24 protein-coding genes are annotated in these 26,436 nt (G+C 49.8%); 17 read left to right on the top strand and 7 right to left on the bottom strand.

The genetic code is table 11. The annotated features are described in order from the left end of the window. Positions 1-63: 63 nt before the first annotated feature. The 7 genes from ACAW87_RS17945 (at position 64) to ACAW87_RS17975 (ending at position 11,755) form a co-directional block, all read left to right on the top strand. On the top strand, positions 64-3,156 hold the full coding sequence (locus ACAW87_RS17945; RefSeq protein ID WP_370725018.1) for a SusC/RagA family TonB-linked outer membrane protein: 3,093 nt from the start codon (positions 64-66) through the stop codon (positions 3,154-3,156). A 27-nt stretch (positions 3,157-3,183) separates the two neighbouring features. Further along, a complete protein-coding gene (locus ACAW87_RS17950; protein ID WP_370725019.1) occupies positions 3,184-4,527 on the top strand; it encodes a RagB/SusD family nutrient uptake outer membrane protein in 1,344 nt (447 codons plus the stop codon). Between the two features lie 212 nt (positions 4,528-4,739). After that, the gene (locus ACAW87_RS17955; protein WP_370725020.1) at positions 4,740-5,939 is read left to right on the top strand and encodes an OmpA family protein; all 1,200 of its coding nucleotides are present in this window, start codon (positions 4,740-4,742) and stop codon (positions 5,937-5,939) included. Between the two features lie 107 nt (positions 5,940-6,046). Further along, on the top strand, positions 6,047-6,700 hold the full coding sequence (locus tag ACAW87_RS17960) for an endonuclease III domain-containing protein (protein ID WP_370725021.1): 654 nt from the start codon (positions 6,047-6,049) through the stop codon (positions 6,698-6,700). 150 nt (positions 6,701-6,850) lie between these two features. Continuing rightward, on the top strand, positions 6,851-7,999 hold the full coding sequence (locus tag ACAW87_RS17965) for a hypothetical protein (protein ID WP_370725022.1): 1,149 nt from the start codon (positions 6,851-6,853) through the stop codon (positions 7,997-7,999). Between the two features lie 57 nt (positions 8,000-8,056). Then, entirely contained in the window at positions 8,057-9,352 is a 1,296-nt protein-coding gene (locus ACAW87_RS17970) for a cation:dicarboxylate symporter family transporter (protein ID WP_370725023.1), read from the top strand. A 135-nt stretch (positions 9,353-9,487) separates the two neighbouring features. Next, a complete protein-coding gene (locus ACAW87_RS17975; RefSeq protein WP_370725024.1) occupies positions 9,488-11,755 on the top strand; it encodes an NADP-dependent malic enzyme in 2,268 nt (755 codons plus the stop codon). Between the two features lie 166 nt (positions 11,756-11,921). Here the strand turns inward: ACAW87_RS17975 and ACAW87_RS17980 are convergent, their stop codons facing one another. Further along, positions 11,922-12,368, bottom strand: coding sequence for a hypothetical protein (locus tag ACAW87_RS17980; RefSeq protein ID WP_370725025.1), 447 nt, complete (start codon positions 12,366-12,368; stop codon positions 11,922-11,924). A gap of 240 nt (positions 12,369-12,608) precedes the next feature. Next, positions 12,609-13,169, bottom strand: coding sequence for an aminoacyl-tRNA hydrolase (gene pth / locus ACAW87_RS17985; RefSeq protein ID WP_370725026.1), 561 nt, complete (start codon positions 13,167-13,169; stop codon positions 12,609-12,611). Between the two features lie 108 nt (positions 13,170-13,277). On the opposite strand from pth, the gene pyrR reads away from it, so the two are divergent. Next, positions 13,278-13,838 carry a bifunctional pyr operon transcriptional regulator/uracil phosphoribosyltransferase PyrR gene (pyrR, locus tag ACAW87_RS17990; protein ID WP_370725027.1) on the top strand — a complete coding sequence of 187 codons (561 nt, stop codon included), beginning with the start codon at positions 13,278-13,280 and terminating at the stop codon, positions 13,836-13,838. Between the two features lie 62 nt (positions 13,839-13,900). Here pyrR and ACAW87_RS17995 read toward each other — a convergent pair whose 3' ends face one another. Further along, entirely contained in the window at positions 13,901-14,329 is a 429-nt protein-coding gene (locus ACAW87_RS17995; protein ID WP_370725028.1) for an Hsp20/alpha crystallin family protein, read from the bottom strand. Positions 14,330-14,619: 290 nt separating this feature from the next. Between ACAW87_RS17995 and ACAW87_RS18000 the strand changes: the two genes are divergently transcribed. Further along, positions 14,620-15,945 (top strand): tetratricopeptide repeat protein, encoded by a 1,326-nt coding sequence (locus ACAW87_RS18000; RefSeq protein WP_370725135.1) that lies wholly within the window; start codon positions 14,620-14,622, stop codon positions 15,943-15,945. 131 nt (positions 15,946-16,076) lie between these two features. On the opposite strand, the gene ACAW87_RS18005 is transcribed toward ACAW87_RS18000, so the two are convergent. Continuing rightward, positions 16,077-16,850, bottom strand: a complete 774-nt coding sequence (locus ACAW87_RS18005; RefSeq protein ID WP_370725029.1) for an AMP nucleosidase — start codon at positions 16,848-16,850, stop codon at positions 16,077-16,079. A gap of 151 nt (positions 16,851-17,001) precedes the next feature. Here ACAW87_RS18005 and ACAW87_RS18010 point away from each other — a divergent pair, with 151 nt between their 5' ends. The 3 genes from ACAW87_RS18010 (at position 17,002) to ACAW87_RS18020 (ending at position 19,359) form a co-directional block, all read left to right on the top strand. Continuing rightward, positions 17,002-17,448, top strand: a complete 447-nt coding sequence (locus tag ACAW87_RS18010; protein WP_370725030.1) for a type I restriction enzyme HsdR N-terminal domain-containing protein — start codon at positions 17,002-17,004, stop codon at positions 17,446-17,448. A gap of 71 nt (positions 17,449-17,519) precedes the next feature. Then, on the top strand, positions 17,520-18,359 hold the full coding sequence (locus tag ACAW87_RS18015; protein ID WP_370725031.1) for a crotonase/enoyl-CoA hydratase family protein: 840 nt from the start codon (positions 17,520-17,522) through the stop codon (positions 18,357-18,359). Between the two features lie 109 nt (positions 18,360-18,468). Further along, positions 18,469-19,359 (top strand): SDR family oxidoreductase, encoded by an 891-nt coding sequence (locus tag ACAW87_RS18020; protein WP_370725136.1) that lies wholly within the window; start codon positions 18,469-18,471, stop codon positions 19,357-19,359. 98 nt (positions 19,360-19,457) lie between these two features. On the opposite strand, the gene ACAW87_RS18025 is transcribed toward ACAW87_RS18020, so the two are convergent. Then, complete coding sequence (locus ACAW87_RS18025) at positions 19,458-20,234, bottom strand: UDP-2,3-diacylglucosamine diphosphatase (protein ID WP_370725032.1); 777 nt, start codon at positions 20,232-20,234, stop codon at positions 19,458-19,460. A 121-nt stretch (positions 20,235-20,355) separates the two neighbouring features. Between ACAW87_RS18025 and ACAW87_RS18030 the strand changes: the two genes are divergently transcribed. The 5 genes from ACAW87_RS18030 to ACAW87_RS18050 all read left to right on the top strand — a co-directional run bounded on the left by ACAW87_RS18030 (position 20,356) and on the right by ACAW87_RS18050 (position 24,922). Further along, on the top strand, positions 20,356-21,117 hold the full coding sequence (locus ACAW87_RS18030; RefSeq protein ID WP_370725033.1) for a hypothetical protein: 762 nt from the start codon (positions 20,356-20,358) through the stop codon (positions 21,115-21,117). Positions 21,118-21,383: 266 nt separating this feature from the next. Then, positions 21,384-22,337, top strand: coding sequence for an OmpA family protein (locus ACAW87_RS18035; RefSeq protein WP_370725034.1), 954 nt, complete (start codon positions 21,384-21,386; stop codon positions 22,335-22,337). A 19-nt stretch (positions 22,338-22,356) separates the two neighbouring features. Next, a complete protein-coding gene (locus tag ACAW87_RS18040) occupies positions 22,357-22,848 on the top strand; it encodes a helix-hairpin-helix domain-containing protein (protein WP_370725035.1) in 492 nt (163 codons plus the stop codon). A gap of 12 nt (positions 22,849-22,860) precedes the next feature. Continuing rightward, positions 22,861-23,580, top strand: coding sequence for a helix-hairpin-helix domain-containing protein (locus ACAW87_RS18045; protein ID WP_370725036.1), 720 nt, complete (start codon positions 22,861-22,863; stop codon positions 23,578-23,580). 124 nt (positions 23,581-23,704) lie between these two features. Next, the gene (locus ACAW87_RS18050) at positions 23,705-24,922 is read left to right on the top strand and encodes a thioredoxin family protein (RefSeq protein ID WP_370725137.1); all 1,218 of its coding nucleotides are present in this window, start codon (positions 23,705-23,707) and stop codon (positions 24,920-24,922) included. A gap of 6 nt (positions 24,923-24,928) precedes the next feature. On the opposite strand, the gene ACAW87_RS18055 is transcribed toward ACAW87_RS18050, so the two are convergent. Continuing rightward, entirely contained in the window at positions 24,929-25,633 is a 705-nt protein-coding gene (locus tag ACAW87_RS18055) for an endonuclease III domain-containing protein (RefSeq protein ID WP_370725037.1), read from the bottom strand. A gap of 35 nt (positions 25,634-25,668) precedes the next feature. Continuing rightward, positions 25,669-26,388, bottom strand: coding sequence for an SIR2 family NAD-dependent protein deacylase (locus ACAW87_RS18060; RefSeq protein WP_370725038.1), 720 nt, complete (start codon positions 26,386-26,388; stop codon positions 25,669-25,671). Positions 26,389-26,436: the final 48 nt, after the last annotated feature.

The raw sequence follows: 26,436 nt of genomic DNA on the forward strand, positions 1-26,436 counted from the left end.
CGATTTGATGTTAATTTTGTATTATCATAGTTAGTGTATTTTCACTTAACATAGACCAATGATATGAGGCAATTATTACTTGTAAGCTTACTATTGGTAAGCTCCGTCTGGACCATGTGTTTTGCACAGGACAGGAACATAACAGGAAAAATTACGTCTTCGGACGATGGATCCCCTATTCCGGGGGTATCCGTTTTAGTGAAAGGGACTACGCGTGGTGCTTCTTCAGATGCATCAGGTAATTATTCATTATCGGTACCCGCTGGCAAAGTAACCCTTGTTTATAGCTTTATCGGTTCGTCGACACAGGAAATTGTTGTTGGTAATCAGTCGGTTATAAATGTTGCGTTAGCCAACGAATCACGTCAGCTATCTGAAGTGGTTGTAACTGGTTACGGATCGCAGATTAAGCGTGACCTTACCGGAAACATCGCTAAGATTCGGCCGAGTGATATTCAGGATCAGCCAGTCACCAGTTTTGATCAAGCCATTCAGGGCAAAGCCGCTGGCGTTCAGGTGAATGCTGGGAGTGGTAAATTAGGGCAGGGCATTCAGGTGAACATCCGGGGTAAATCATCTGTGTCAGCGTCGAACCAGCCGCTATACGTGGTGGACGGTACGCCGGTTACTACCGATAACCTGTCGTTCAATGCGGCTGCTACCAACCCACTTTCTGATATCAACCCGCAGGATATTGAGAGTATCGAAATTCTGAAAGATGCCTCGGCAGGTGCTATCTACGGCTCACGTGCCGCCAACGGTGTAGTGCTGATCACCACTAAAAAAGGAAAGTCCGGGCGCACGAACGTTACGTTCGGTATTCAACGGGGTTCCAGCACGCCAACGCGTAAAGTGCAGTTCCTGAACACAGAGCAGTACGTTGATTTTTACCGTAAAGCCGCTGCCAATTCTGACCGTATTGATGGTCTCGATCCGGCTGACCCCGATTCGTATACGACCTACATGGAAGATTTCTATGTGACTCAGGGTCTGGGTACGTTCGGAACGGCCAATCAGGCCAGCACAAACTGGGGTGACCTGGCTTATCAGGATGCGCCTTTCGGACAGTATGATATGAACATCAATGGTGGTAACGACAAAACAACGTTCTACCTGTCGGGTCAGATTCTGGATCAGCAGGGTATTTTGATCGGCAATGCCCTGAAACGTTACTCGGGCCGGGTTAACCTCGATCACAAAATTTCGGATCGTTTCCGGGTTGGCTTCAACACGGGCTTGTCTCGTACCCTGAACCAGCGGTTATCAGGTGATCGACAGTTCGACAACCCGGTACAGATGGTGGCACTGCCTCCAATGACTCCGTCAATCGATCCGGCTACTGGTTTGCCAGCCGGTACACCTCCCGGTGATATCAGCATTCCGTACTATTACAATCCGATTGTGAACATTGGCAACTCTAACTTTAACACAACCGTCTATCGCAACATCAGCAATGTGTATGGTCAGTTAGGTATTGCTAAAGGACTTTCATTCCGTTCTGAGTTTGGCCTTGATGTGCTGAATCAGCAGGAGGAACTGTATTACAGCAGCAAAACGCAGCGGAATTCAGGTTCACCACTGGGTGAGGGGTCTAACCGGTATGTACGGGTTGAAAACTACACGACCAACAACTTCCTGAACTACAACACGGCGTTTGGTCAGCACACTATTGATGGGGTGGCCGGTATGTCGTATCAGCAGTCGCAGACACGGGCTAACCTGGCCGAAGGGCAGGATTTTCCATCCGATGCCTATAAGCAAATTGCCAGTGCAGCCCGTAAAACCAATGCCAGTTCATCGGCAACGGACTATCGCTTTCTATCGTACTTCGCCCGGGCGAACTACAAATTCAATGATCGTTATCTGTTGGGTGTAAGTGCCCGTCTTGATGGTTCATCTCGTTTTGGTCGCGATAGCCGGTACGGTTTCTTCCCCGCTGTTTCGGCAGGTTGGGTCTTAACCGAAGAGAATTTCCTGAAAAACGTTGGTGCGGTTAGTTTCCTGAAAATTCGGGCTAGCTATGGTCGTACCGGTAACGCCGAGATTCAGAACTTCCCGCAATTGGGTCTGTTCACAGGCGATGCCGGCTACGCTGGTTTACCCGGCCAGCGCCCTTCACAGTTGGCCAATCCTGACCTAAAATGGGAAACAACTGATCAGGCTGATATCGGTCTTGACTTTGGTTTCCTGAACAACCGGATCAACGGTGAAATAGACTACTACAACAAGCAAACTACGGGGTTGCTGCTGAACGTGAACGTACCTGGTACCAGCGGTTTTGCTACGCAGTTCCGCAACGTGGGTAGTCTGGAGAATACAGGTTTTGAATTCGTGTTGAACACAGAAAACACCACGGGTGCTTTCCGCTGGACCACCAGTTTGAACGGCGCCATCAACCGCAACAAAATCAAAAACCTACAGGGGCAGGTCATCGAGGGTGGTTTGAATTCAATGAGCCGCGCCGTTGAGGGGCAGCCATTGGGCGTTTATTTCACGCCGGAGTTCGCCGGTGTTGATCCTGCAAACGGCAATGCGCTGTGGTACAAAAATGCAGAAGTGAAAGATGCCAGTGGCAACGTAACCAGCATTGACCGAACTACAACCTCTGTTTATAATCAGGCGCAGCGCGTGGTAGCAGGTAACCCACAGCCGAAATTTACAGGTGGTGTAACTAATACCTTCAGCTACAAAGGCTTTAGCCTGAGTGTATTCTTCAACGCAGTTATTGGCAACAATATCAACTTCTACGGTGTGGGACGTTTCTCGTCGGCCAACGGTCGTTTCGAAGATAACCAGACTGTGGATCAGTTGGCTGCCTGGACACCCCAGAATACCATTACCGACGTACCTGAGGCTCGTCTGTTCTTCAACAATGGAGCACAGCCGTCAACGCGTTTTATTCTAGACGGTTCGTTTGTGCGTCTTCGCAACGCTACACTGGCCTACAACCTGCCCAAGTCAGTACTCAGCCGGGTGAAGCTGAACAGCGTGCGGGTATTTGTAACGGGTGTAAACCTGTTAACGTTTACCAACTATGCTGGCTGGGACCCGGAAGTAAATGCGGATGACATTGTGGGCAACATTGCTCAGGGTTACGATTTCTACACGGCACCACAGGCTCGGACAATCACAGGGGGTATCAACATTGGTTTTTAAGCAACCTGACAAACAGAACTTCACACGATGAATACATACATAAAAAACGGATTGCTGGTTGGTTTGAGCGCGTTTATGCTGACCGCCTGCAATGACCGCCTGACGGTACAACCCACCCAAAGTATTGACGCGGGGCAGGCATTAGCCACCGATCAGGACGTTCGGATTACCCTGACCGGGGCCTATGATGGTCTTAGCGATGGTAACCTCTATGGAGGTGGTATACTGTATACCGGCGAACTGCTGGGCGATAACCGCGACGTAGTATTTGGGGGTACGTTCACAACGCTGGATGAACTCTGGCGTAAAACCATTACCACGACCAATGTAGACGTTCGCGATACATGGCTGGATGGGTACAGCGCCATTAACCGGGCCAATAACGTGCTGGCCAATGTTGATAAGGTTATTGCAGCCAACAAAAACAGCGTGGAGGGGCAGGCTCGCTTTATTCGGGGCTCCCTGTATTTTGAGCTGGTAAAGCTGTATGGAAAAAGTTTCAACGACGGTTCTCCGGCGGCTAATCCAGGTGTGCCGCTTGTGCTGACGCCGACTGGAAGCATTACCTCCGCCGATAGCCGTGCCCGCAACACCGTAGCCGAAGTTTACACGCAGGTGCTCGATGATCTCACAAAAGCGGAGCAACTCTTACCCGCCACCCAATCGGCTGGTACTGGGTTTGCAACTAAAGGGGCAGCACAAGCTATGTTGGCCCGTGTGTATCTGCAACAGCAGAATTTCGCTGCCGCTCGTGATGCTGCCAACCGCGTAATCACCTCAGGTACGTTCTCTCTGGCCCCTACATTTGCCGGTGCCTTTACGGACGCTTCCCCCGAAACGATTTTCAAAATTGTGGTGACCGATCAGGATGGTGGAAATAGTATGAATACGTACTACGGTTCTACCCGTGTCTCAGGTCGGGGCGATATTCGGGTACAAACGAAGTTTCGTCAGTTGTATGACCCTGCCGATCCACGCGGTACGTTCTTTACAACGGTGAATAATAACGTGTTTACCAATAAGTTTAACGACCGTTTTGGCGACGTGCCCATTGTGCGTTTGGCTGAAATGTACCTCGTGCGTGCTGAAACCAACATTCGCTTGAACACCACGACTGGTGCAACCCCGCTAGCCGATATAAATGCGGTGCGTGCCCGTGCGGGTGCCCCTGTGCTGGCTGCAGCAGATTTGGCAGCCGTGCTGCTCGAGCGTCGGCTGGAGCTGGCTTTTGAAGGGCAGCAAATTGCTGATCTAAAGCGGACAGCCCGGAGCGTAGGCACCACGGCTTATAACGCCAACAATTTGGTGTTGCCAATCCCACAACGGGAGATCGATACCAACAAGAGTCTGGTTCAGAATCCCGGTTATTAATCACATTTTTTTGCAGTGATAAAAGGCGGGCTACTTCGGTAGCTCGCCTTTTTTGTTTGCCAGCGAGTAACGCTGTAGCTGATTGGGAGGAAGCTAACGGCGGGTTAACTGGTAACCGTTTATACACTGGCTGGCGGTGACATGCATTAAACTTAAACTACCGAAGCAACTCTAACGTTCTGACTATGATATTCACGTAGGCTCATAATACCATGTTGACGCGTATTCTTATTGTTCTGGGCGTTTGTGCATCGTTTTTAGGGCATGCACAAACGGTAGAGTATTCGACACAGCGCCCCCGAATCGACGATGCAAACCACAGGGGGGTACTCATCAGTCGAATTGACCTGACGGCGCAGTACACCATCATTTATATGCGCTTCCGGGAAGATTCGCGCACAGGAAGTAGTATTGAGTTTGTTCCCGAATCGAAACTCTACGCCAATGGAGGCGCACGTTCATTTAAGTTTATAAAGGCTCAGAATATTCCCACTACCAGTCGACGTGAGGTGCGGTTGGGTGAAGTGGTTGATTTTGTGGCCTATTTTGAAAGGCTCGATCCGGGAATCGATGTGTTTGACTTGTTTGAATGTTCGGATCGCAACCGGCCGGGTATCACCTGTTTCAACTTCTGGGGCGTTCATGTCAATAATCCGCCCCGGCGTAAACGTACCCAGCCAACCCCATCACCTACTCCCCGGCAGTTCCCGCGTCCAGCCAAACCCGTCCCCCAGCCTGTTCCTCAACCAGATCCAGAGCCCGTAGTGGTGGCACCAGCTCCCCAAACGCCCGCTTTGGCTATAAAAGGCGCAGTGCGCGATGCGAAGACGGGAAAACCGGTCGTGGCGACGCTGACCTACCGATTGCTGTCGGGAGCAGAGTCGTACGGAAATGCCGCGCCCGATTCGATCCGCTCAGCGCCGCAGAATGGGGCTTACACTATATCGGGCGATGCACTTACGGTTTGGGATGTAATCGTTTCGGCTCCGGGTTACTTTGGGCAGCGCGATACCATCAGCATCAACCTGACTGAAAAAACGGCCAACTTCGACCTTATTCCAATCGTGGCAGGCACGAAAATCACGTTGAAGAATATCTATTTTGCCCAGTCGAAGTATGACCTACAGACCGAATCATTCCCTGAACTGGATCGGTTGGTGATGGTGATGCGCCAGAACCCGACTATGGCGATCAAACTGGAAGGGCACACCGACATCATCGGCGATTTCGATAAAAACCTTGAACTGTCGCGTAGCCGGGTTCAGTCGGTCAAACAATATTTGATTAACAAGGGCATCAGCGCCACACGCGTTGAAGCCATTGGGTACGGCCACTCGCGCCCCATCAACAACACCCCCGGAAAACCACATCCCGAAAACCGGCGCGTAGAAATGGTGGTAACTAAAGTGTGAGTTTCGGGTTTGTAGTTTGACGTTTGATGTTGCGCTGCTGATCAACCTTTTTTGGGTTATCAGCAGCGCAACATCAAACGTCAAACTACAAACCCGAAACTCATTTTATGTTCCCTCTCAACGCTGTGCTTGCTGCCATTGAACCGGTTATGGTGAAGTATCCCAAAGCCGCTATGTTCGATCTTTTTGAGCAGGGGTATAGCAGCCTCTTCGAGCAGTTGATTTCGTGCATTATTTCGATCCGGACACTTGACGAAACGACCATTCCGGTGTCATTACGGCTCTTTGAACTGGCCCGTACGCCCGCCGAAGTAGCGGACCTGTCACCCGAAGAGCTGATTCCTATATTGTACGGAACAACGTACCCGGATCAGAAAGCGTATACCATACTTGGCATTGCGCAGCGCATCATGACCGAGTTTTCAGGTACGTTACCCGCCGACTTTACCGTGCTGACGTCACTGAAAGGTGTAGGGCCCAAATGCGCAAATCTAGCGCTGGGAGTAGCTACCGGTCAGGCGGCAATCAGCGTAGATATTCACGTCCACCGCGTGACAAATCGTTGGGGGTATGTACATACCAAAACGCCTGAACAAACGCTGGCTGTCCTTGAAAAGCAGGTGCCGCCTGAGGAATGGATCAACATTAACCGGCTGCTAATGCCATTCGGCAAGCACATCTGCACAGGTACGTTGCCTCACTGTTCTACCTGCCCCGTAGAGAAATGGTGTGAGAAAGTAGGTGTAACGCGGCATGCTTGAAGTCTAATGTCCAAAGTCTAACAAGCCGGGACGCATCAACGTAAGCTTACCCAAGCGAAACCTTTGGACCTTAGACCTTGGACATTAGACCTTGGATCTTAGACTCCAAGCCTTGAACTCCAAACATGAGACCTTCCTATCTTTGTTACCATGAGCACGCAGAAGCCAGAGCAGCACCTTGTTCGGATTAATTCCGAAAAGGCCGTACCACTCTCCAAGAATCAGAAAGTATTCAATCGCTTGTCGAAGCGGATTGCTGATCAGGAGAAATTGATTTCGGAGCTGAACATCGCGATCGAGAAGGGTAGAGGGCGCATTCAAACAGACCTGCTTCCGCTTCACACTCAGTTTGATAAGTTACGGGTTGATATGGTCAAATTGTTCGACCAGATGAATACACGCCATCAGTTTACAAAGGCTGAACGAAAAAAACTGACCCACCTGATCACCGAGATGTCGTACGAACTGATTCAAAAAGGGTACGATGAATTAGTGGATATTCATGACCGATACGATGAAGGCGGTTTCGAGGCGGCGATGTCGGAAGCGGAAGAACAGAGTGCTATTTCGATAAAACTAATGGCCGAGTTGATGTTCGGAATCAAATTCGACCCGGAATTGGATTGGAGTGATCCCGAAAAAATACGGGCCCATATCGACGAACAACTTCGAGAACGTACCCAGGCTGAGCAGCAACGTCAGCAGGAAGCAGCCGAAAAACAGGCTAGTCGACCTAAATCAGAGAAACAGCAGATACGCGAAGCCAAAAAACAGGCCGAAGAGCAGAACATAACCAAAGCAGTGCGGGCGCTGTACATGGATCTTGTGAAAGCTTTTCACCCGGATCGTGAACCTGATGAGGCCGAGAAAGTCCGTAAAACGACCATCATGCAACGCGTCACAGCCGCCTACGAGAAAAGCGACCTCATGGCCCTGTTTCGATTGCAACTCGAATTTGAACGGATCGATCAGGCACACCTGGAAAAGCTGGCGGATACACAATTACAGTACTACAACAAGATTCTGAAGCAGCAGGTCGAAGAACTGGACGGGCAATTGTTTCAGATCGAGCGCGAAATGGAATCCATGACCGGCGGAAGCACCTATGGATTCAGCAGCGCGATTGGTCTGGACTACGCTATTAATGCCGATATAAAGTCGATGAAAGGAGCCGTTAAAGCGCTGAAAGCCGATTTGAAAACGCTTACCGATGCTGCTTACCTGAAGGCGTGGTTGAAGACATACCGTATTCCCAGAGAGTCTGATTTTCCACCTGTAGACTTTGGAGGTATTTTCTAAACGCGCTGGTTCGTAAACCTTATCTTGCCGCCTATCTCGCTCATAAGCCCTCTTGCATTGAAAAAAATACTGTCAAACCTCACATTTTGGGTACTCACCGCCATTACGCTGGGCGTACTAATCGGCCATTTTCGACCCGACCTAGCTCTTTATCCTGTCTTGAACGCGCCACTGAAAAGTCGTTTTATGGGGCAAGAACTGACAATCGGTGCTACGTTCAGTGAGTTTTTAAGTGGTGTTTTCATTAGTGCGGTCAAACTCTTCATCAGCCCCATCATTTTCCTGACCATCACGCTGGGCATTGTCAGTATGGGTGATCTGAAAAAAGTGGGTAAGGTGGGAGCGAAGGCCCTGCTTTATTTCGAGGTAGTTACCACGGTTGCCTTGCTGATTGGTGTTGTCGTGGCCAATATCATCAGGCCGGGCGATGGCGTTGCTACGTCGTCCCTGGGCGGAGGCGATATTTCTAAGTTCACCAAAGGTGCTTCGACCTTCAGTTGGTGGACGTTTTTCCTCGACAATGTTACCTTGCAGGTACTGGTTGGCGCTATTCTAGCCGGCATTGTGCTAACCCGCTACCAGGGCCGAGATCGGGTTGTGGCGGTTATGAATCAGGCATCGAAAGTTATTTTCAAGGGACTTCACAAGGTGATGCTGCTGGCTCCTATCGGTGCATTCGGTGGCATGGCGTACACCATTGGCAAATACGGGCTGGGTACGTTGCTGCCGTTGGCTAAACTGATGATAACTGTGTACACCACGATGGCCCTGTTCATTTTCGGGGTGCTAGGAGGCATTCTGTACACTTGCCGGGTGCCAATTCTTGGTTTTCTGCGCTACATCCGAGAAGAGTTACTGATTGTGCTGGGTACGTCCTCGTCCGAAGCCGGGTTGCCGTCATTGATGGAGAAACTGGAGCGGATGGGTTGTGCCAAATCGGTGGTGGGGCTAGTAGTACCGGCGGGCTATTCGTTCAACCTGGATGGTACCACGATTTACCTGTCGATGGCCACGATCTTTCTGGCGCAAGTCTTCAACGTAGAACTCAGTGTCAGTCAGCTATTGACTATCATCGGCATTTTGATGGTGACCTCGAAAGGGGCGGCTGGTGTTACGGGTAGTGGTTTTGTCGTGCTGGCCAGTACGATAACGGCCATCAACGTGATTCCGATCGAGGGATTAGCCCTGTTGCTTGGTGTAGACCGGTTTATGTCGGAAGCGCGGAGTATTACCAATTTTATTGGAAATGGCGTGGCGACGATCTGGCTGGCCAACAACGAAAAAGCATTTGACCGCACCAAAATGGAACACGCGTTCGGCCAGTCAGGGCAAGCCGAAAAAATCGGGCTTTGAGTTAGGAACGGTGTAATTTTGTGGCTGATAAGAGTCAACACAGAGGGGGCCGACCTCTCGGCGTAGAGCACACAGAGATATAATGCAGTAATATACCTCTGTGCGCTCTGTGTCTCTGTGTTGATACAAAAACATATGAGCACTTCGTCACAAAAACTCCGCGAAGACGCCTTGCATTACCATGCTAAGGGTCGTCCCGGAAAGATTGAAATTACCCCCACCAAAGAAACCGAAAACCAGCGTGATCTGTCGTTGGCCTATTCGCCCGGTGTGGCAGAGCCTTGTTTGGCCATTGCCGATAACCCCGAACTAGCCTACGATTATACGGCTAAGGGTAACCTAGTTGCGGTGATCTCGAACGGTACGGCTGTGTTGGGCCTAGGAAACATCGGGGCAGTGGCGTCTAAACCCGTCATGGAAGGTAAAAGCTTGCTGTTCAAGATATACGCTGACATTGATGCGTTCGATATCGAGCTGGATACAACCAACGTCGAGGAGTTTATTCGTACCGTCAAAATTCTGGAACCCACCTTTGGCGGGGTCAATCTGGAAGATATAAAAGCACCCGAATGTTTTGAGATCGAACGGCGGTTACGTCAGGATCTGAACATTCCGGTCATGCACGATGATCAGCATGGTACGGCCATTACCTCAGGCGCGGCCCTGCTCAACGCACTCGAACTCGCCGGGAAACAGATCGACCAGATTAATCTGGTGGTGAACGGAGCCGGTGCCGCCGCCATCGCCTGTCTAGACTTATACGTTCATCTGGGGGTGTCTCCAGATCACATAACGGTGTTCGATAAAGACGGACTGCTGACTAAAGACCGGACAAATCTGGTGGGTAATCAGTATAAATATTGCACTGATCGTCACCCGACTGGGTACGTGCTGGCCGATGCCATGGTTGGCGCTGATGTTTTTCTGGGCCTTTCAGTAGGCGGCGTGGTTACGCAAGACATGATCAGAAGCATGGCTCCCGATCCCATCGTGTTTGCCATGGCAAATCCGAACCCCGAGATTACCTACGAAGATGCTACCGCCGTTCGCCCCGATATTATCATGGCAACGGGCCGTTCCGACTTTCCAAATCAGGTCAACAACGTGCTCGGTTTCCCCTACATTTTTCGGGGGGCGCTCGACGTTCGGGCCACCGAAATTAATGAGGAAATGAAACTGGCGGCGGTCCGGGCGTTGGCGCAACTAGCCCGACGACCTGTACCCGAAGCAGTTAGTCGGAGTTATGGCACAGATGGTCTCGTGTTTGGACGTACCTATATTTTGCCGAAACCGTCTGATCCACGCCTGCTCACGATGGTTGCTCCTGCTGTTGCCAAAGCGGCTATGGACTCAGGTGTTGCCCGAACTGCCATTCGCGATTGGGCTGAGTATGACCTCAAACTGTCGCAACGGCAGGGGCAGGATAATTCGTTCATTCGTAATCTGGTCCGGCTGGCGCAACAGTCGCCTAAGCGGGTGGTGTTTACCGACGGTGAAAACCTGTCTGTGTTGCGGGCAGTAGCCGAGGTACGTGATCAGAAAATGGCCGTGCCTATTCTGCTCGGAAACCCCGATACCATTCACGCCATGCTCAAAGAGCACAATCTGGATTTGGGTGATACGCGCATTATTGATCACCGCGCACCCCGACAAGACCGAATGCGGGAAACCTTTGCGCAGGTGCTTCACGAAAAGCGCAAACGGAAAGGCATGACCCTAGCCGAAGCCCAAAATCTGATGCGTGACCGTAACTATTTCGGCGCCGTGCTGCTGGAAACAGGCGAAGCTGATGTACTTATTTCGGGTCTTACGCGTAACTATCCGCAAACCCTCCGGCCCGCGTTGCAGGTAATTGGGCGGCAGGCTGGTATCCGTAAAGTGTCGGGTATGTATGTCTTGATGTCGAGATTGGGCCCTATTTTCCTGTCAGATACCACGGTGAATATGAATCCCAACACGGCCGAGATTGTGGAAATTGCCGAAACAACGGCCCACGCCGTTCGGCGACTGGGTATTGAACCGCGTATTGCCTTGCTGTCGTATTCGACGTTTGGAAGTGCTACCGGCGAAGATGCCGTGAAAATGCAGGAGGCCACCGCCATGTTGCAGGCCCGTCACCCCGACTGGATTGTCGATGGGGAAATGCAGGCGCACCTTCCGTTCAATCAGGAATTGATGCGCGAGTCGTACAGTTTCTCGCCGCTTGCCGACCAACCCGCCAACGTACTGATTTTTCCAAGTCTGGCCGCTTCAAACATTGCCTATAACTTATTAAAGGAAATTGGTCGGATCGAAAAGATTGGACCGGTGCTGATGGGTCTTCGTAAACCGGTTCACGTGCTGCAATTGGGTAGTTCGGTACGCGAAATTGTCAACATGGTAGCTATTGCCGTAGCCGACTAGTGTGGTAGATATACCTCGCTTAATCTACACAGGGCAAAAAGAAAGGGCCGGATCAATGACCCGGCCCTTTACTGACTATTCCTAAACCCTTAACCTTTTCTACTTGAAAAACTAACTTAAGCACTTTCTTGTTCCAAGAACCCAACTAAATTAGTAGAATTAATAACTACTCATTGTCAGGTAATTGCGGAACTTCCTGGCCTAAAACCCAGAAGTATGATATCGTTCTAACTGTATTGTCAACCTGACTTAACCACAGGCTGGCGTTACCGTCTTTTTGCTTAGCCAACTGCTTCGAAACTACCGAGGCAGCCTGTTTGAAATTCTCATGTTCTGTTGCCGTTAAGGCAAGTACTGAAATGGGATTTTCATTGTACTTCGTCACTACATCCATGCAGGTCTGCCACGAAGGCTGACGAGTAAGCCGATTCATTTTTTGATCAGCATACGTGCTGAACATTTTTTCTGAACCATTAATTAGCATTGTTCCCGCTGGCTTATTGGCAGCTGGGCTATCATCGTTTATGGTGGTAGCTACGCCAATGGCCGCGTTTGATGTTGCCGTGATACTTAATCCAAGAATCAACGATGCAAAGATAACACGCGTTTTCATTGTTTTATTCTATTTTGTGTTCAGTGATAGAACACAGCTGCCCGCCAGTAAGTTTATATAACGCAGGTAGTTACTAGAGTTGCTTCGGAATTATATTTCGTAAAAATCCGTCGAATAACCCTAAAAAACAAAATTAAGTCTTTATTTGGCAGTTAAAACAGAATATTATACGGTGTTAAATTATCGTTACGTCTATTTTGTAACTCTTGATATAATTCAAAAGTTCTTCAAATAGTTATATCATTGGTTGTAATTATTCATGGTATGTTGTATGCCCATAGTGCAAAAACTGATCACCGCGTTACCGGCCCGATCCAGAAAGTCGGGCAATTGAATTAATTCATCTTCCGGAAACTGTCCGAGTACAAAATCTACCTGTCGGCCACGCGAGAAATCGTTGCCGATGCCAATGCGAAGCCGGGCATATTCCTGTGTGCCCAGTAGTTCATCGATACTGCGTAGGCCATTATGCCCGCCGGGAGATCCTTTGGGTTTCAGGCGTAGCTTGCCAAAGGCAATATCTTTGTCATCAGTTAGTATCAGGACATTCTCAATTGGTATATGTTCCTGCTTCATATAGTATGACACGGCTTTTCCGCTCAGGTTCATGAACGTGGTTGGCTTAATGAAGACAAACTGCCTGCCTTTGTGCGACCAGGTAGCTGTGTAGGCTAAGCGGTTCATCGTGAACGTGAAGCCATGTTGTGCGGCCATTCGGTCGAGCACCATAAAGCCTGCGTTGTGCCGTGTCAGTGCGTATTCGGGGCCAATATTGCCGAGGCCTACAATCAGAAATTTCATTGTTTATACCGTGATTCAGTAAACTACCTGGTGCGTTAAGCTAGTGCAAAGGTCATAAAATTGGTTGCTGAAAGCCAGAAACTACCGCCGGAAACCTACTTTTAAGCCATGAATCAAAAACGTCTCGTGTTGTCCAGCCCTTTGCTGGAGATCGTTATCAGTCGCCTGAGTCAGGAATTGATTGAAAATCACAACGATTTTGCCAATTCGGTGGTGCTTGGCCTGCAACCGCGTGGTATTTATTTCGCCGAGCGCGTTGTGCGTGAACTGAATCGAACCCTGGCCATTACCAATCCCGGCGTAACCGTTCCGTTGGGATACCTGGACGCTACGTTCTACCGCGACGATTTTCGCCGTCGCGATTCGCCGCTTAGGGCCAATACAACCAATGTGCCGTTCTTACTCGAAAACAAACGCGTCATTCTGATCGATGATGTGATGGCTACGGGCCGAATGGTACGCGCCGCACTCGACGCCATGACGGCATTTGGTAGACCCAGTAAGGTAGAGTTGCTGGTGCTCATTGACCGGCTCTATAACCGCGACCTTCCAATAAACCCCGATTATGTAGGGCAACGCGTACACACGCTCGATACGCAACGGGTATTGGTAGAATGGACCGAGCAGGGTGCAGAAAAAGACCGTATTTGGCTGGTTGATCCTGAATAACACAAAAACGGCAACCCTCAATGAAGGTTGCCGTTTCTACGTACTAGGTCAATATTTAGGAGTTAGGCAATTTGAATTTGCTTCACTTCTGGCTTAGGTTCTTCCATTTTAGGCAGTTCCACCGTCAGAATACCGTCGATGTAGGTAGCCTTGATGGCCTCTACATTTACAGTTTTGGGAATCCGGAAGCTGCGTTCGAAAGACTGGAAGCTAAACTCCTGACGAACGTAGCTATTCTGCGTTTCTTCAGTGTTTTGCTCGTGGTTAAATGTTAGCGTCAAGACTTGTTGATTGACCGACAAGCCAACGTTTTCTTTCTTAACACCGGGGGCTGCCACTTCAAGCAAATAAGCCGTAGGGGTATCTTTCACGTTAACCGCCGGCGTTGAAGCGGCAGGTTTGGTGTACCGGGTGATGTAAGGTCGGCCTGCATGTGAAGGCCCAAAAAACGTGTCGAACAACGTAGGAAGTGAGTTTGATAAGGTGTTCATGGTTGTGTGTTGTTTAGCTGCTTTTTGTAGCAGGATAACTGTCTTTGTTCAAATCTGATACCAATCGAATAAAGCTGACTTATTGGCAGAAAAATACTGCTTTTGATTGAATTGTGTGTCAAAATGTCGCATTTTTACTGTTTCTCTGTGTCATTCCTTCCGTTCTTTCCTGTGTCTGTGAGCGACCAATAAACTTAATTTGTTGTAGGCGACCCCTTTACGTAGTTTTAAGGTCCGTTAGCTAATTGTACTTTCAAATTAATCCTGCCTCATTTGTGATACGTCTTCCTATTCTACGCTCGCTGTTGTTGCTTAGCAGCCTGGCCGTTACACCCCTGCTGGCTCAGCAAACCGCCGTCGATTATTTTGAAACCGGGGTTACTAAAAGCCGTACCGGTGATTTTACGGGTGCTCTGCAAGCCTTCAGTATGGCTATTACCATGAACCCCGATAATGCCGCGAGTTACTACAACAGGGGGCTGGCTAAAGCCAATTTGAAAGATCACCGGGGGGCGATTTTGGATTATGACCGGGCGGTTGAACTGAATCCGAAGGATGCGCTGGCGTATCTAAACAGGGGTGTAAGCAAAAGTAAGCAGGACGACCACCGGTCAGCGCTGCTGGATTTTGGCCGCGCTATCGAACTTAGCCCGGAAGATCCGCAGGCTTACTACAACCGGGGAGCAAGCCGGAGTAAACTCGAGCAACACCGGGGTGCTTTGCAGGATTTCAACCGTTCGCTCGAACTAGACCCCAATAATCAGGCGGTGCTGTATGCCCGGGGTTTGACCAAACAAAAACTTGAGGAATATTCGGGCAGCCTGGCCGATTTTACCAAACTCATCGAGTTAAGTCCCAAAAAATCGCAGCCTTATGCGGCTCGTGGCGCATCACGGCTTGAATTGAGCGATTACAGCGGAGCCATCACGGATCTGAACAAAGCCATCGAAATCACGCCCGACGATGCCGAGTCGTTTTTGAATAGAGGATTTGCTAAGGGGAAACTGGAAGACTATAAAGGAGCAAACAGCGATTACGACCGGGCTATTGCGCTCAATGCCACCAACTATAAAGGGTATTATGGCCGTGGTTTCTGTCGTAGTAAACTGGGCGATCAGAAAGGAGCCGTGCAGGACTTCAATCAGGCCATTGAAATGAACAATGCCAACACGGAGTCGAAAGTATTTTTCAACGGAAAGATCAGTCGTGCTACGCTTGGTAACCTGCTCAATGTGGTGCAGGAACGCAACAAACTGAACGAACTATCAACTGAGCGGTCAGAGGCGTATTTCAGCCGGGGAATCAGCAAGAATAAGCAGGGTGACTCAAAAGCGGCGATTGCCGATCTGAACAAAGCTATTGAGTTAAATCCAACGTATGCCGAAGCATATTTCAGCCGGGGAATCATTAAGTCGGCACAAAATGACCAGAAAGGAGCCATTCTGGATTGCAACAGCGCTATCAAACTGAATCCCCGTTATGCTGAAGCTTTCTATGTGCGCGGTATCATCCGTCACGGCCTCGGCGATGATAACGGCGGCTGCCTCGACCTGTCAAAGTCTGGCGAACTAGGCTATACGCCCGCTTATAAGGTCATCAGCGATTATTGTAACTAAAAGAAGAAGGGAGGAAAGGGAAGAGGGGGAGGAAGGGGAAGAAAGGGATTGCTGACGCTATAGCAAATTAGCTGGCGTCAGCAATCCCTTTCTTCCCCTTCTTTCCCCTCTTCCCTTTCCTCCCTTCTTCTCTATTCAAACCGCAAATGCTTCACTGATTCGCCGGATGTGGCAAGTTCGAGGAGCGAGTCGATGCCGATTTGCAGGTGTTTATTGACGAAATTGGTCGTGACGATTTTATCGCTCTCTTCCGTTTTTACCCCTTCAGGTACCATTGGGTTATCAGAAACGAGAAGCAACGCACCGTGCGGAATGGCATTGATGAAGCCTACCGAGAAAATGGTGGCTGTTTCCATGTCAATCGCCATAGCCCGGGTTTCACGCAGGTATTCCTTGAACGTTTCGTCGTGCTCCCAAATCCGGCGATTGGTGGTATAAACCGTACCGGTCCAGTAGTCTAACTCATGTTTTTTAATGGTCGACGAAACCGCGCGTTGGAGCCGGAACGAAGGCAGGGCTGGAATCTCAGGGCGCATGTAGTCATTGCTGGTACCCTCGCCCCGAATAGCGGCAATGGGCAGAATGAGATCACCAATCAGGGTACGGCGTTTCAGACCTCCGCATTTTCCCAGAAACAATACCGCTTTTGGGCTTACTGCCGATAGTAAATCCATGACCGTAGCGGCCATAGCACTGCCCATACCGAAATTGATAATCGTGATATTGTTGGCCGTGGCGGTTTGCATAGCCCGTCCGATGCCATAAATTTCTACGTTATGGTCTTTGGCGAACATTTCAACATAGTTGATAAAATTCGTCAGCAGAATGTACTCGCCAAACTGATCAATCGGCGTACCGGTGTAACGGGGTAGCCAATTCTGCACAATGTCTTCTTTTGTTTTCATGAGTGTAAGGTGAGATAAAAAAGCTAAAACACAGGGGTGCAAAGAGTTACACGAAGCTACACGGACTTATTTTGCTTATTTCTTTGTGTAACTCTGTGTTTTCTCTGTGCATCTCTGTGTTTTAGCTGTTTTATCTCGTTTATCTTCGTGTATGGACGCGCTGAATCTGCCTGAATTTGATTGCAAACTTACGGAGATCAATGGCAAACCGTATATTTTCGATTTGTTACGCCGGAAGCATGTTCGACTAACGCCCGAAGAGTGGGTACGTCAGCATGTAGTGAATCTGTTGATCAATCACTACCAATATCCTAAATCGCTGATTCGTTCAGAGGGAGGGGTGGTGCTGAATGCTACCCAGAAACGCACTGACTTACTGGCCTTCACCCGCGATGGTAAGCCCTTTCTGATTGTTGAATGCAAGGCACCGCATATACCCCTCACCCAGGCCGTTTTTGATCAGACGGCGCGGTATAATCATGTACATCAGGCGCCGTATCTGGTCATCACCAACGGCATGACCCATTATTGCTGCTCGGTGTGCCACCAAACCAGCAACATCACATTCCTCGACGATTTTCCGGTATTTCTCGGCTAGTGTTCTTGTCTTTTTCGGGGAATTTATACCTTTGCCCTGTACCAAAATAGTATGCGTGCATACTACTTGTCATGGCAGAAACATATCAATCGCTTTCAACAGCTACCCAAAACGGTGTACTGACGTTAACCTTGCTGGGCCCGGGAAAAGGCAATGCTATGGGCTCGGATTTCTGGGCCGAATTACCACAGATAATTGATGAAATAAACCGGATGGATGATGTTCGGGCGGTTATTTTGCGCGGCAGCGGCGACCATTTTTCGTACGGGCTTGACTTACCCGACATGATGCCTAAACTGGCTGCTATGGTGGGGGGCAATCAAATGGCCGACCGGCGGCGTGAACTGATGGACATGATCCGGCAGATGCAGTCTGGTTTTCTGAAAATCCACGAGTCGCCAAAACCATTTATAGCGGCCGTACATGGCTGGTGTATCGGCGGTGGGTTGAATATGATTTCAGCGGCCGATATTCGCCTTTGTTCAGCCACGGCCAAATTCAGTCTGCGCGAAGCGAAACTGGCCATCACACCCGATATAGGAGGGTTACAGTGGTTACCGCGTATTGTGGGCGAAGGCATCACGCGTGAAATGGCCTTTACCGCTGGTGATTACGACGCCAATTTTGCGCTGCGTACCGGTTTAGTTAACCACATACTCGACACACCCGACGAGTTATTTGCCAAAGCTGAAGAAATGGCGCATCAGATTGCCGATAATGCTCATTTGGCAGTACAGGGTGCAAAAGCCGTGCTCAACTATGGGCTCGACAAATCCATTGACGCCGGTTTGCAATACGTAGCTGTATGGAATTCATCGCAACTGGAATCCATCGATTTTTCGGAAGCCATGGAGGCAACAGCTGAACGGCGTCAGGCTGCTTTCAACAAAAAAATTAACCGAGGTTATTAAACTATTAATTAGTGAATGGGCGAGTTGTGCTGCGGGTTCAGGCATCGAGTCACTCACTGATTCACTCACCAGCTCATACACTAATTCACTTCCTATGGCAAACACCGGTATGCTGCGCGACGACGCACTCAAGGGCAAAACAATTATTGTAACAGGCGGAGGCACTGGCCTCGGCAAGTCAATGACGCGCTATTTTCTACAACTGGGTGCCAACGTGACCATATGTAGTCGCCGACAAGCGGTGCTCGATCAAACAGCGCAGGAGCTAACCGAGGAGTTGAAAGATCAGGCAGGGGCCGGTCAAATAATGGCGATCAGCTGTGACGTGCGCGACCCGCTGGCAATCGAGAAAGTCATTGCCGATACGGTGGCGCGGTTTGGGGAAGTGAACGGTTTACTCAATAACTCGGCAGGTAATTTTATCAGCCCCACAGAACGGCTTTCTTACAAAGCGTTCGATGTGGTGGTGGACATTGTGCTGCGGGGTACGTATTACTTCACGCTGGCCGTTGGTAAATACTGGATCGAAAATAATATCAAGGGCACGGTATTGAACATTTCTACAACCTATGCCACTACAGGTTCCGGGTACGTTGTTCCGTCGGCTGTGGCTAAAGGTGGCGCATTGATCATGACCAAATCGCTGGCCGCCGAGTGGGGCAAATATGGTATCCGGCTAAACGCCATTGCACCGGGTCCGTTTCCAACAAAAGGAGCCTGGGATCGCCTGTTTCCGGAGCCACTAGCCAGTATGATGGACCCTACCAGTCGAATTCCGCTCAAACGTGTCGGCGAGCATCATGAACTGGCCAATCTAGCCGCCTATCTGCTATCCGATTTTTCCGGGTACGTCACCGGCGAATGCATTACCATTGATGGCGGCGAAGTGCTGGCTGCCGGCGAGTTCAGCCACCTCGAAAAAGTAACCGAAGACCAATGGGACATGATCGGCCAATCGATCAAACAAGCCAATCGGGAAAGTAAGAAAGAGGGGCAGTGAACAGTTATCAATGAACAGTTATCAGTTATCAATGGCTCCGCTCAGGTACGTTGATCAACGAAGCCACTGATAACTGTTCATTGGTAACTGTTAACTGTTCATTGAAAAACCTCCAGTTTAACGGTATTGCCATCAAAAACGCCGTAGGTACGGGCGTGGACCCATTCGCCGAGGTTGATGTAGCGGCTCGTGGGCGATACGGCCAGATCGAGGGGGAGGTGGCGGTGACCGAAAATATAGAAATCATGGTGGGTTTGGGCTTCCACTTCGCGGCAGTAGTGCCAGAGCCATTCGTGCTCTTCGCCCCTGAATATTTCTTCGCCCTTTTTTGAGTTGCTAATCCGGCTACGGCGCGACCAGGCTTGTGCTAACCCAATACCCAAATCGGGGTGAAGCCACCGAAAGGTTTGCTGAGCCAGGCCACTTTCAAACACTTTTTTGAGTCGCTTATACACATGGTCGCCGGGCCCCAAGCCATCGCCGTGGCCAATGAGTACCTGCTTATCACCTAATTGATAGGAGCGGGGTTGTCGGTAGACCGGAATGCCCAGTTCGTCGGTGAAATAATGGCGCATCCACATATCGTGGTTACCCGTGAAGAGGGTAATGGGCATACCGCCATCAGCCAATTCGGCCAGTTTCCCCTGCAACCGGGCAAACCCTTTTGGAATAGCGTGCTTGTACTCGAACCAAAAATCAAAGACATCGCCAACCAGAAAGATAGCGGCCGCATCGGCTTCTACCCGGCACAGCCATCGCACCACCGCCGCCTCACGTTCACGGCTTTGGGCAGGTGAAGGAGTACCCAGGTGAAAGTCAGACGCGAAGTAGATCTGGCGTCCCTGCGGTAAATCGATATGGGTAATTGCATTCATGTGTGGCAAAAATACGTCATAAAAAGCAGCGTATGTCCGGTTAAAGCCGACCAGATTTCAGAATAACCCTTGCAACATTCTGCCACTAAACAGAGTTGATGTCATAGCTATAAATCAAGTTATGAAACAGTCAGCCATTTTATTATCCTTTGCTTTCCTTGGCATGATCTCTTGCCGACCTGCCACAGAAGAAGGTGCCAATGATTCAGGTGCGCCACTAGCCCGTCAGGTTGTGGGCGTGCGTTCGCTATCGAATGACGCACTTTACGAAAAGGCAAGCACCATGCTCGCCGAAGAGTTTGTACGCGGTACGTTTAATGTGGAAGACGGCACCGAGATCGAAACAATTGACGAAAAAAATGGCGGCAAGTTTGTTTGGGGCAAAAACGAAGTAGATGTGTCGTTCGCATCGTCGCGTCCCTATCAGTCTATCTATCATGCCGAATACGCTTTCGATCGTATGTATCAGAACAAGCCAGCTACGCCCATGACGGAAGATGCTGACCCAGATATGACTGGCAGAGGCCCACTAAGTGGTCCAGCTCCAGAGGGAACGGGTGCTGAGTTGCCTGCCGAATCGGCCACCGGAACCATTGCAAAGCGCGATACGTCGGCCCAAAATGATACGGCAACAAGTGTCTCGCGCGTAACAGCTGCCGCTGCCCGATTAGCCACGCCTGCCGTAAGCACCACTCGTTTTGCCGCATATCCAGGTATTGGTGATAAAGCAGTTTGGGATGCGTCGACGAAAACATTGCATGTTTTGTTGAACAACCACATTTTGAACGTTCGTGTGAACACCACGGACAACATGGCCATGTCGCGGCAACGTGCGGCTATGTTGGCTAATGTACTCTTCGCAGAGGTAGTTGGTGGTCATTAAGCCGCTGCCCGTTATGCATAAAAAAACCTTCCTCTCAAACGGGGAAGGTTTTTTTATGCGAGAAAACTCAGAACTATGAGTATTTACTGCATTCAGTCTATAGGCCAAGTACAACCATTTAAAGCTACTTGAACACTTGAAATCCCTTGATATTGTTGCATTTACGAAACACAGGCCTATTTTTGGATGACCATTTCCTCTCTGCTTCGTCTAACCGTTTTCGTATACCTGACTAGCCGAGTAGGTTCAACAATTACCCTTCCTCTATGTTCACTAACAAAACCCCCTGGATTATCCTGCTCCTTCTCTGGATGGGCGGATCGGCGTGGTGGCACGTCTGCAAGATCAAGCAGCTTTGTGGTACTGCCCCCGTGGCTGAATCTGCCACTGCAACCATCGCCATGCCCGCCCTGTCGATTGTCGATGCTGATCGGTTAAACCTAAACGTACCTGGTAATTTCAGTTACGCCAAATCAGGAATCGTGGCCAATACGGCAACGATCGGCAACACGATTCAAACCCTGGCTGATTATCTGAAAAAAAATCCAGACCGATTACTGACCATCAATGGATATTATCAGGCCGATGAACAAAACGCGTCGACGTACCCAAATCTGGGGCTTGCAAGGGCCGAAGCCATCAAGGCCGAATTGGTTGAGTTGGGCGTTAATGCCAGTCAGTTAGGAACAGCCGGTATCCTGATCGGTGATGCGAATGGCGACCTGATGCCATATAATGCGCAGGGCGATTCGCTGTATGGCGGTCTGGCCTTCGCCTTTGCCGGTGCAGCTACTCCGGCAGTCGATACAGCCGCTAAAACAACTACTACTGCTGCTCTCAAAACAGAGGAAGCACTGGCCAATGCACAGACGTTTACCTCCGTGTTCAAACCCATCGACCTGTATTTTAAAACCGGCAAGTCAAGCTATATTGAAACGGCGGAAACTAAGAAATTTTTTGCCGAAGCAACCACGTACCTGAAGGAACATAAAGACAAAAAACTGTTGCTGACCGGCCATACCGACAATTTAGGGGCCGACGCCATTAACCTTCAATTATCGAAAGCCCGTGCTGGAACGGTGAAGAGTCGCTTGAAAAGAGCAGGTATCGATGGCGACCAGATTACGGTTGAGGCTAAAGGTGAATCACAACCCAAAGAATCGAACGAGACATTGGATGGCCGTAAAGCTAACCGCCGTGTAACTGTTGTTGTCCAATAATCGAAAAAGCTGAATCACTATGTTTACAATGAATCCCCTGAATTTGCCCGATGCTACCCTACAGCACTGGATTATGCTGTTTGTAGCTGGCACGCTGGGCTTTATTATTGGCTACATTTCGCGGAAGAGCATCATTGCTCAACTGGAAGGCGATTTAGCCAGCACCGAGCGTGAACTTGCCGACTGTTTGCGCATGCCGACGGATCCTGCTGATCAGGAAATGTTGATTCTGAACCGGGTACGTGCACGGGCCAAGGAACTCGATTTTGATCGTATTGGCCGGGCCTCAGCCGCCGAGGCCAATGATTTGAAAGATATCGTGGGTGTTGGGCCGTTTCTAGAGAAAAAACTACACGCTATTGGTATCTACACGTTCAAACAGATTGCCAATTTTAGCCGCGAAGATGTGGCGATGGTAAATGATATCATCGAGTTTTTCCCCGGTCGCATCGAGCGTGATGACTGGGTAGGCCAATCGGCTGAGTTTGAACGCAAGAAACGTAACGCTTAACCCCTTACACTCATGTTTGGATTAGATCCTTTTAGTCGCCCAGTAGCTATCATCGAAATACTTTTGCTACTCGCCCTGGCAGCCTTCGTGGGGTGGTTGATTGCTCGCCTGCTGTTAAATAGTCGGGTAAATGCCTTACAGGCCGCCATTGCGGATAAAGAAGCCGAACTGGAAAACTGCCGCCGCTCAAAAGCCGCCGTCAAAGTACCGGCCAACACCATCAGAACTGAGGTAGTTGTTCCTGCCACTGTTACAGAGCCTCTGATTGTGCCGGTAATGTCTGCTCCGGTGCTGGAAGTACCCGTAGAATTGCCACCCGTTTTGGTGTCGACTGTAATCGCGCCGGTTACCGAGCCTGTTCAGCCAACAATTAGCGAGCCAGTCATTCCGTCGGTAGCCGTAGCAACTCCCCCCGGTATCACGTCAGAAGATGATGTATTGACCCGAATTGCAGCGCGGGCAGGCGAAGTTAACTTCGACAGAATTGGTCGGGCAATGGCTACTGAAGCCGATGATCTGAAAGATATCGTTGGCGTGGGCCCCTTTCTCGAACGCAAACTCCACAGTCTGGGAATTTATACATTTCGTCAGGTAGGTAATTTTGCCAAAGAAGATATCGATAAGGTAAACGAACTGATCGAGTTTTTTCCCGGTCGAATAGAACGCGATAATTGGGTGAGTCAGGCTCAGGCGTTTCACGAACAAAAATATGGTCGTCAAATAGGCGAATAGGGCCAACCAGACAATTGTATCAAAAATGGGTTATTGGTAGCTTTTTTTACTACCGGTAACCCATTTTTTGTTGATTTAATACTTGACTTTATGTACACTTGTTAGAAAAAATAGATACGGAGTGATGATCCTAACTGTACGTTTCCTGCTGGTGTTGTGTCTGTTGCCCGGTTTAACCGTTGCGCAGATTAACTTCCAGAAAAAAGCCTGGAAAGATGTGTTGGCAGAGGCCAAAATTCAGCGAAAGCTAATTTTCGTCGACGTATATACCGACTGGTGTGGACCCTGTAAAATGCTTGACCGTGAGGTGTTCAGGAATAGCGAAGTAGGTAAGCGGTTCAACGGCCAGTTTATCAACTACAAAGCCGATGCCGAACACGGGGGAATTGCCATTGCTTCGCAGTACAATGTCAGGGCTTATCCGACCGGCCTTTTTATCAACGGCGATGGTGAGCTGGTGCATACGTTTGTTGGCTACCGGCCAGTTGAATTCTTTCTTAAAGAGGGTGAACAGGCATTTCTGCGCACAAACGATGGCATTGACCTAGCCTTTTATATGCAGAGTTACGAAGAAGGAAACCGCACGCCTGAACTGATGCGGGCAATTCTGAAACTGAATCGGAAATATGGGCGGGACAGAGAAGCCATTGTCGAGGATTACCTGACTAAGCTCCCTGCCGATTCGCTCAACAAACTGGTCAATCTGATGATTGCTTATGAAAACGCCGAGCGGGTCGATAGCAAAGCATTTTCGGTGCTGGTGGCTAACAAGAAAGACGTCCGATTTCTTGACCGGGCCCGGATCATTCTGAGTCAGGATATAAACAGATCGGCCGAAAATCGCCGTGAAGATCGGTTACCTGTGCTGATGACAGCCGTTGAGCAGCTTGTAGATGAACGCGTTGACGAGCAAAAAGCCGACTACCAGATTCAGTTTTACGAATCCATGAAACAGTGGGACCAGTATGCTGTGCAAGCGGAAGCATACGTTAAAACACACCTAGCCCCCTCGTTGACTCTGGAAGCCAAGACGCGCGATTCTACCACCTTCTGGATGAACTATTACAAACTGTGTAATATTGGCTGGTCTTTCTTTAAGGAAGTAAAAGATGAAGCAAAGCTGAAAGCCATGACCGATTATGTGCGTCAGGCCAACCAGCTAACCGAAACGCCAAATGCGATGGGTGTTTGTGCCTGCTTACTGTACCAGATGGGTCAGAAAGAGCAAGCCGTTCAATGGCAGGAAAAAGCCGTACTGCTATCGGCACAGACCGGTGCGAGCGATGTTGATGCGTATAAAGATCGACTGAAGCGAATGCAAAAAGGCAAACCGGTGCAGTAGCTGATGCTATTTCTTGCGGGTAGGCGTACTGCTCAGTATCGTCTGCTTACCCGACTGTAGATAGTCGCAGTGAGGGGCCAGTACACATTCGTGACAAGCAGGCGTGTACCAGGTGCAGGTACGTTGCCCGTGCCAGTAGAAGTGCTTGTGAAAATTAAACAGCTCAATAGCGTCGGCGGGCAGGGCGGACAAAAGTAGGTCGTGTGCTTTGCTGGCGCTCACTTTTGGGCCAATAACACCGATTCGTTGCGTAACCCGATGAACGTGCGTATCAACGGGTAACACGGGCTTATGAAAGGTGAAAAGCAGCAGGAGGGTAGCCGTTTTTGGGCCGATTCCTGGTAACCGGGTCAGCCACTGCATAGCCTCCTCGGTCGATAGATCGGCCAGGAAGTCGATGTTTGCTTCGCCTCGCTCGGCAATCAATACCCTAAGCAACTGCTGAATATAAGGTGCTTTTACTTCCGGGTAATTGGCTGTTTGAATAGCCTGAACCAGATCAGCCAGCGGAGCATCGCGAACGTTTTCCCAGGTTGGAAACTCCTCACGCATTCGGCGGTAGGCCGTCACCTCGTTGGCATGTGTGGTCCGGTGCGAGAGTATCGTACCGACTAATTCATGCATGGGGTCTTTGTAGCCGTAAATAGCCTGAATGCCGTACTGTTCGTTGAGGAGTTGGTGCGCCAGTCGCGTTTTTTCCGCCAGTGTCATGGCGTTACAACAAGACTGGGCGATAGTGGGCTTGCTTACACGGTCTTTTCTTTCTGACTGGCCTCCAGAATGAGCTTGTCGGCCAACTGAGTCATGCCAATGCTGGCGGGTTCACCGATGAGGGTCAGGTTCGGGCGGGGTCTGATATCGGGCAGGTTGGGGTCAACCACATAGATGGGTACCGTTTTCGGAATGAAATCGATGAGGCCCGCTGCCGGATAAACTACGAGCGACGTACCCACCACAATGAAGATATCGGCCGTAAGGGCCACATCAACGGCTTCTTCCATCATGGGAACCGACTCCCCGAACCAAACAATATGTGGCCGCAGTTGCGATCCTTTCTCGCATTGATCACCCAGTTTTATTTCCCAACCGTCTACTTCGTACACCAACGATTCATCGATTGAACTACGCGCTTTCGACAATTCGCCGTGCAGGTGAATCACATTCGTTGACCCTGCTTTCTCGTGCAGGCTATCTACGTTTTGGGTTATGATCGAAACGTCGTAATAGGCTTGAAGGCGGGCCAATGCGTAATGCCCGGCGTTGGGTTCGACGGATAAGGCCTGTTTGCGGCGTTGATTGTAAAAATCCAGAACGAGTTGCCTGTCTTTGTGCCAGCCTTCGGGAGTTGCCACGTCTTCGATCCGGTGGTTTTCCCACAGGCCGTTCGAATCGCGAAACGTAGCAATACCGCTCTCTGCACTAATACCTGCCCCCGTTAATACGACGATTTTCTGACGCTTTTCCATATCATCAAGATACGGAAATCCTGTCAAAAAAAACGACCTACTGCCTAC

The organism is Fibrella aquatica (assembly GCF_041321135.1).
GTDB classification, from domain to species: Bacteria; Bacteroidota; Bacteroidia; order Cytophagales; family Spirosomataceae; genus Fibrella; species Fibrella aquatica.

What these genes read in the sequence shown, in the direction of transcription:
- ACAW87_RS18030 (WP_370725033.1), top strand. Translation starts at nt 20,356, where the DNA reads ATGAAACAGTCAGCCATTTTATTATCCTTTGCTTTCCTTGGCATGATC.
- ACAW87_RS18005 (WP_370725029.1), bottom strand. Translation starts at nt 16,850, where the DNA reads ATGAAAACAAAAGAAGACATTGTGCAGAATTGGCTACCCCGTTACACC.
- ACAW87_RS18055 (WP_370725037.1), bottom strand. Translation starts at nt 25,633, where the DNA reads ATGACACTGGCGGAAAAAACGCGACTGGCGCACCAACTCCTCAACGAA.
- ACAW87_RS17995 (WP_370725028.1), bottom strand. Translation starts at nt 14,329, where the DNA reads ATGAACACCTTATCAAACTCACTTCCTACGTTGTTCGACACGTTTTTT.
- ACAW87_RS17945 (WP_370725018.1), top strand. Translation starts at nt 64, where the DNA reads ATGAGGCAATTATTACTTGTAAGCTTACTATTGGTAAGCTCCGTCTGG.
- ACAW87_RS18015 (WP_370725031.1), top strand. Translation starts at nt 17,520, where the DNA reads ATGGCAGAAACATATCAATCGCTTTCAACAGCTACCCAAAACGGTGTA.
- ACAW87_RS18050 (WP_370725137.1), top strand. Translation starts at nt 23,705, where the DNA reads ATGATCCTAACTGTACGTTTCCTGCTGGTGTTGTGTCTGTTGCCCGGT.
- ACAW87_RS17960 (WP_370725021.1), top strand. Translation starts at nt 6,047, where the DNA reads ATGTTCCCTCTCAACGCTGTGCTTGCTGCCATTGAACCGGTTATGGTG.
- pth (WP_370725026.1), bottom strand. Translation starts at nt 13,169, where the DNA reads ATGAAATTTCTGATTGTAGGCCTCGGCAATATTGGCCCCGAATACGCA.
- ACAW87_RS18045 (WP_370725036.1), top strand. Translation starts at nt 22,861, where the DNA reads ATGTTTGGATTAGATCCTTTTAGTCGCCCAGTAGCTATCATCGAAATA.
- ACAW87_RS17975 (WP_370725024.1), top strand. Translation starts at nt 9,488, where the DNA reads ATGAGCACTTCGTCACAAAAACTCCGCGAAGACGCCTTGCATTACCAT.
- ACAW87_RS18060 (WP_370725038.1), bottom strand. Translation starts at nt 26,388, where the DNA reads ATGGAAAAGCGTCAGAAAATCGTCGTATTAACGGGGGCAGGTATTAGT.
- ACAW87_RS18035 (WP_370725034.1), top strand. Translation starts at nt 21,384, where the DNA reads ATGTTCACTAACAAAACCCCCTGGATTATCCTGCTCCTTCTCTGGATG.
- ACAW87_RS18040 (WP_370725035.1), top strand. Translation starts at nt 22,357, where the DNA reads ATGTTTACAATGAATCCCCTGAATTTGCCCGATGCTACCCTACAGCAC.
- ACAW87_RS18020 (WP_370725136.1), top strand. Translation starts at nt 18,469, where the DNA reads ATGCTGCGCGACGACGCACTCAAGGGCAAAACAATTATTGTAACAGGC.
- ACAW87_RS18025 (WP_370725032.1), bottom strand. Translation starts at nt 20,234, where the DNA reads ATGAATGCAATTACCCATATCGATTTACCGCAGGGACGCCAGATCTAC.
- ACAW87_RS17955 (WP_370725020.1), top strand. Translation starts at nt 4,740, where the DNA reads ATGTTGACGCGTATTCTTATTGTTCTGGGCGTTTGTGCATCGTTTTTA.
- ACAW87_RS17965 (WP_370725022.1), top strand. Translation starts at nt 6,851, where the DNA reads ATGAGCACGCAGAAGCCAGAGCAGCACCTTGTTCGGATTAATTCCGAA.
- ACAW87_RS17980 (WP_370725025.1), bottom strand. Translation starts at nt 12,368, where the DNA reads ATGAAAACGCGTGTTATCTTTGCATCGTTGATTCTTGGATTAAGTATC.
- pyrR (WP_370725027.1), top strand. Translation starts at nt 13,278, where the DNA reads ATGAATCAAAAACGTCTCGTGTTGTCCAGCCCTTTGCTGGAGATCGTT.
- ACAW87_RS18010 (WP_370725030.1), top strand. Translation starts at nt 17,002, where the DNA reads ATGGACGCGCTGAATCTGCCTGAATTTGATTGCAAACTTACGGAGATC.
- ACAW87_RS17950 (WP_370725019.1), top strand. Translation starts at nt 3,184, where the DNA reads ATGAATACATACATAAAAAACGGATTGCTGGTTGGTTTGAGCGCGTTT.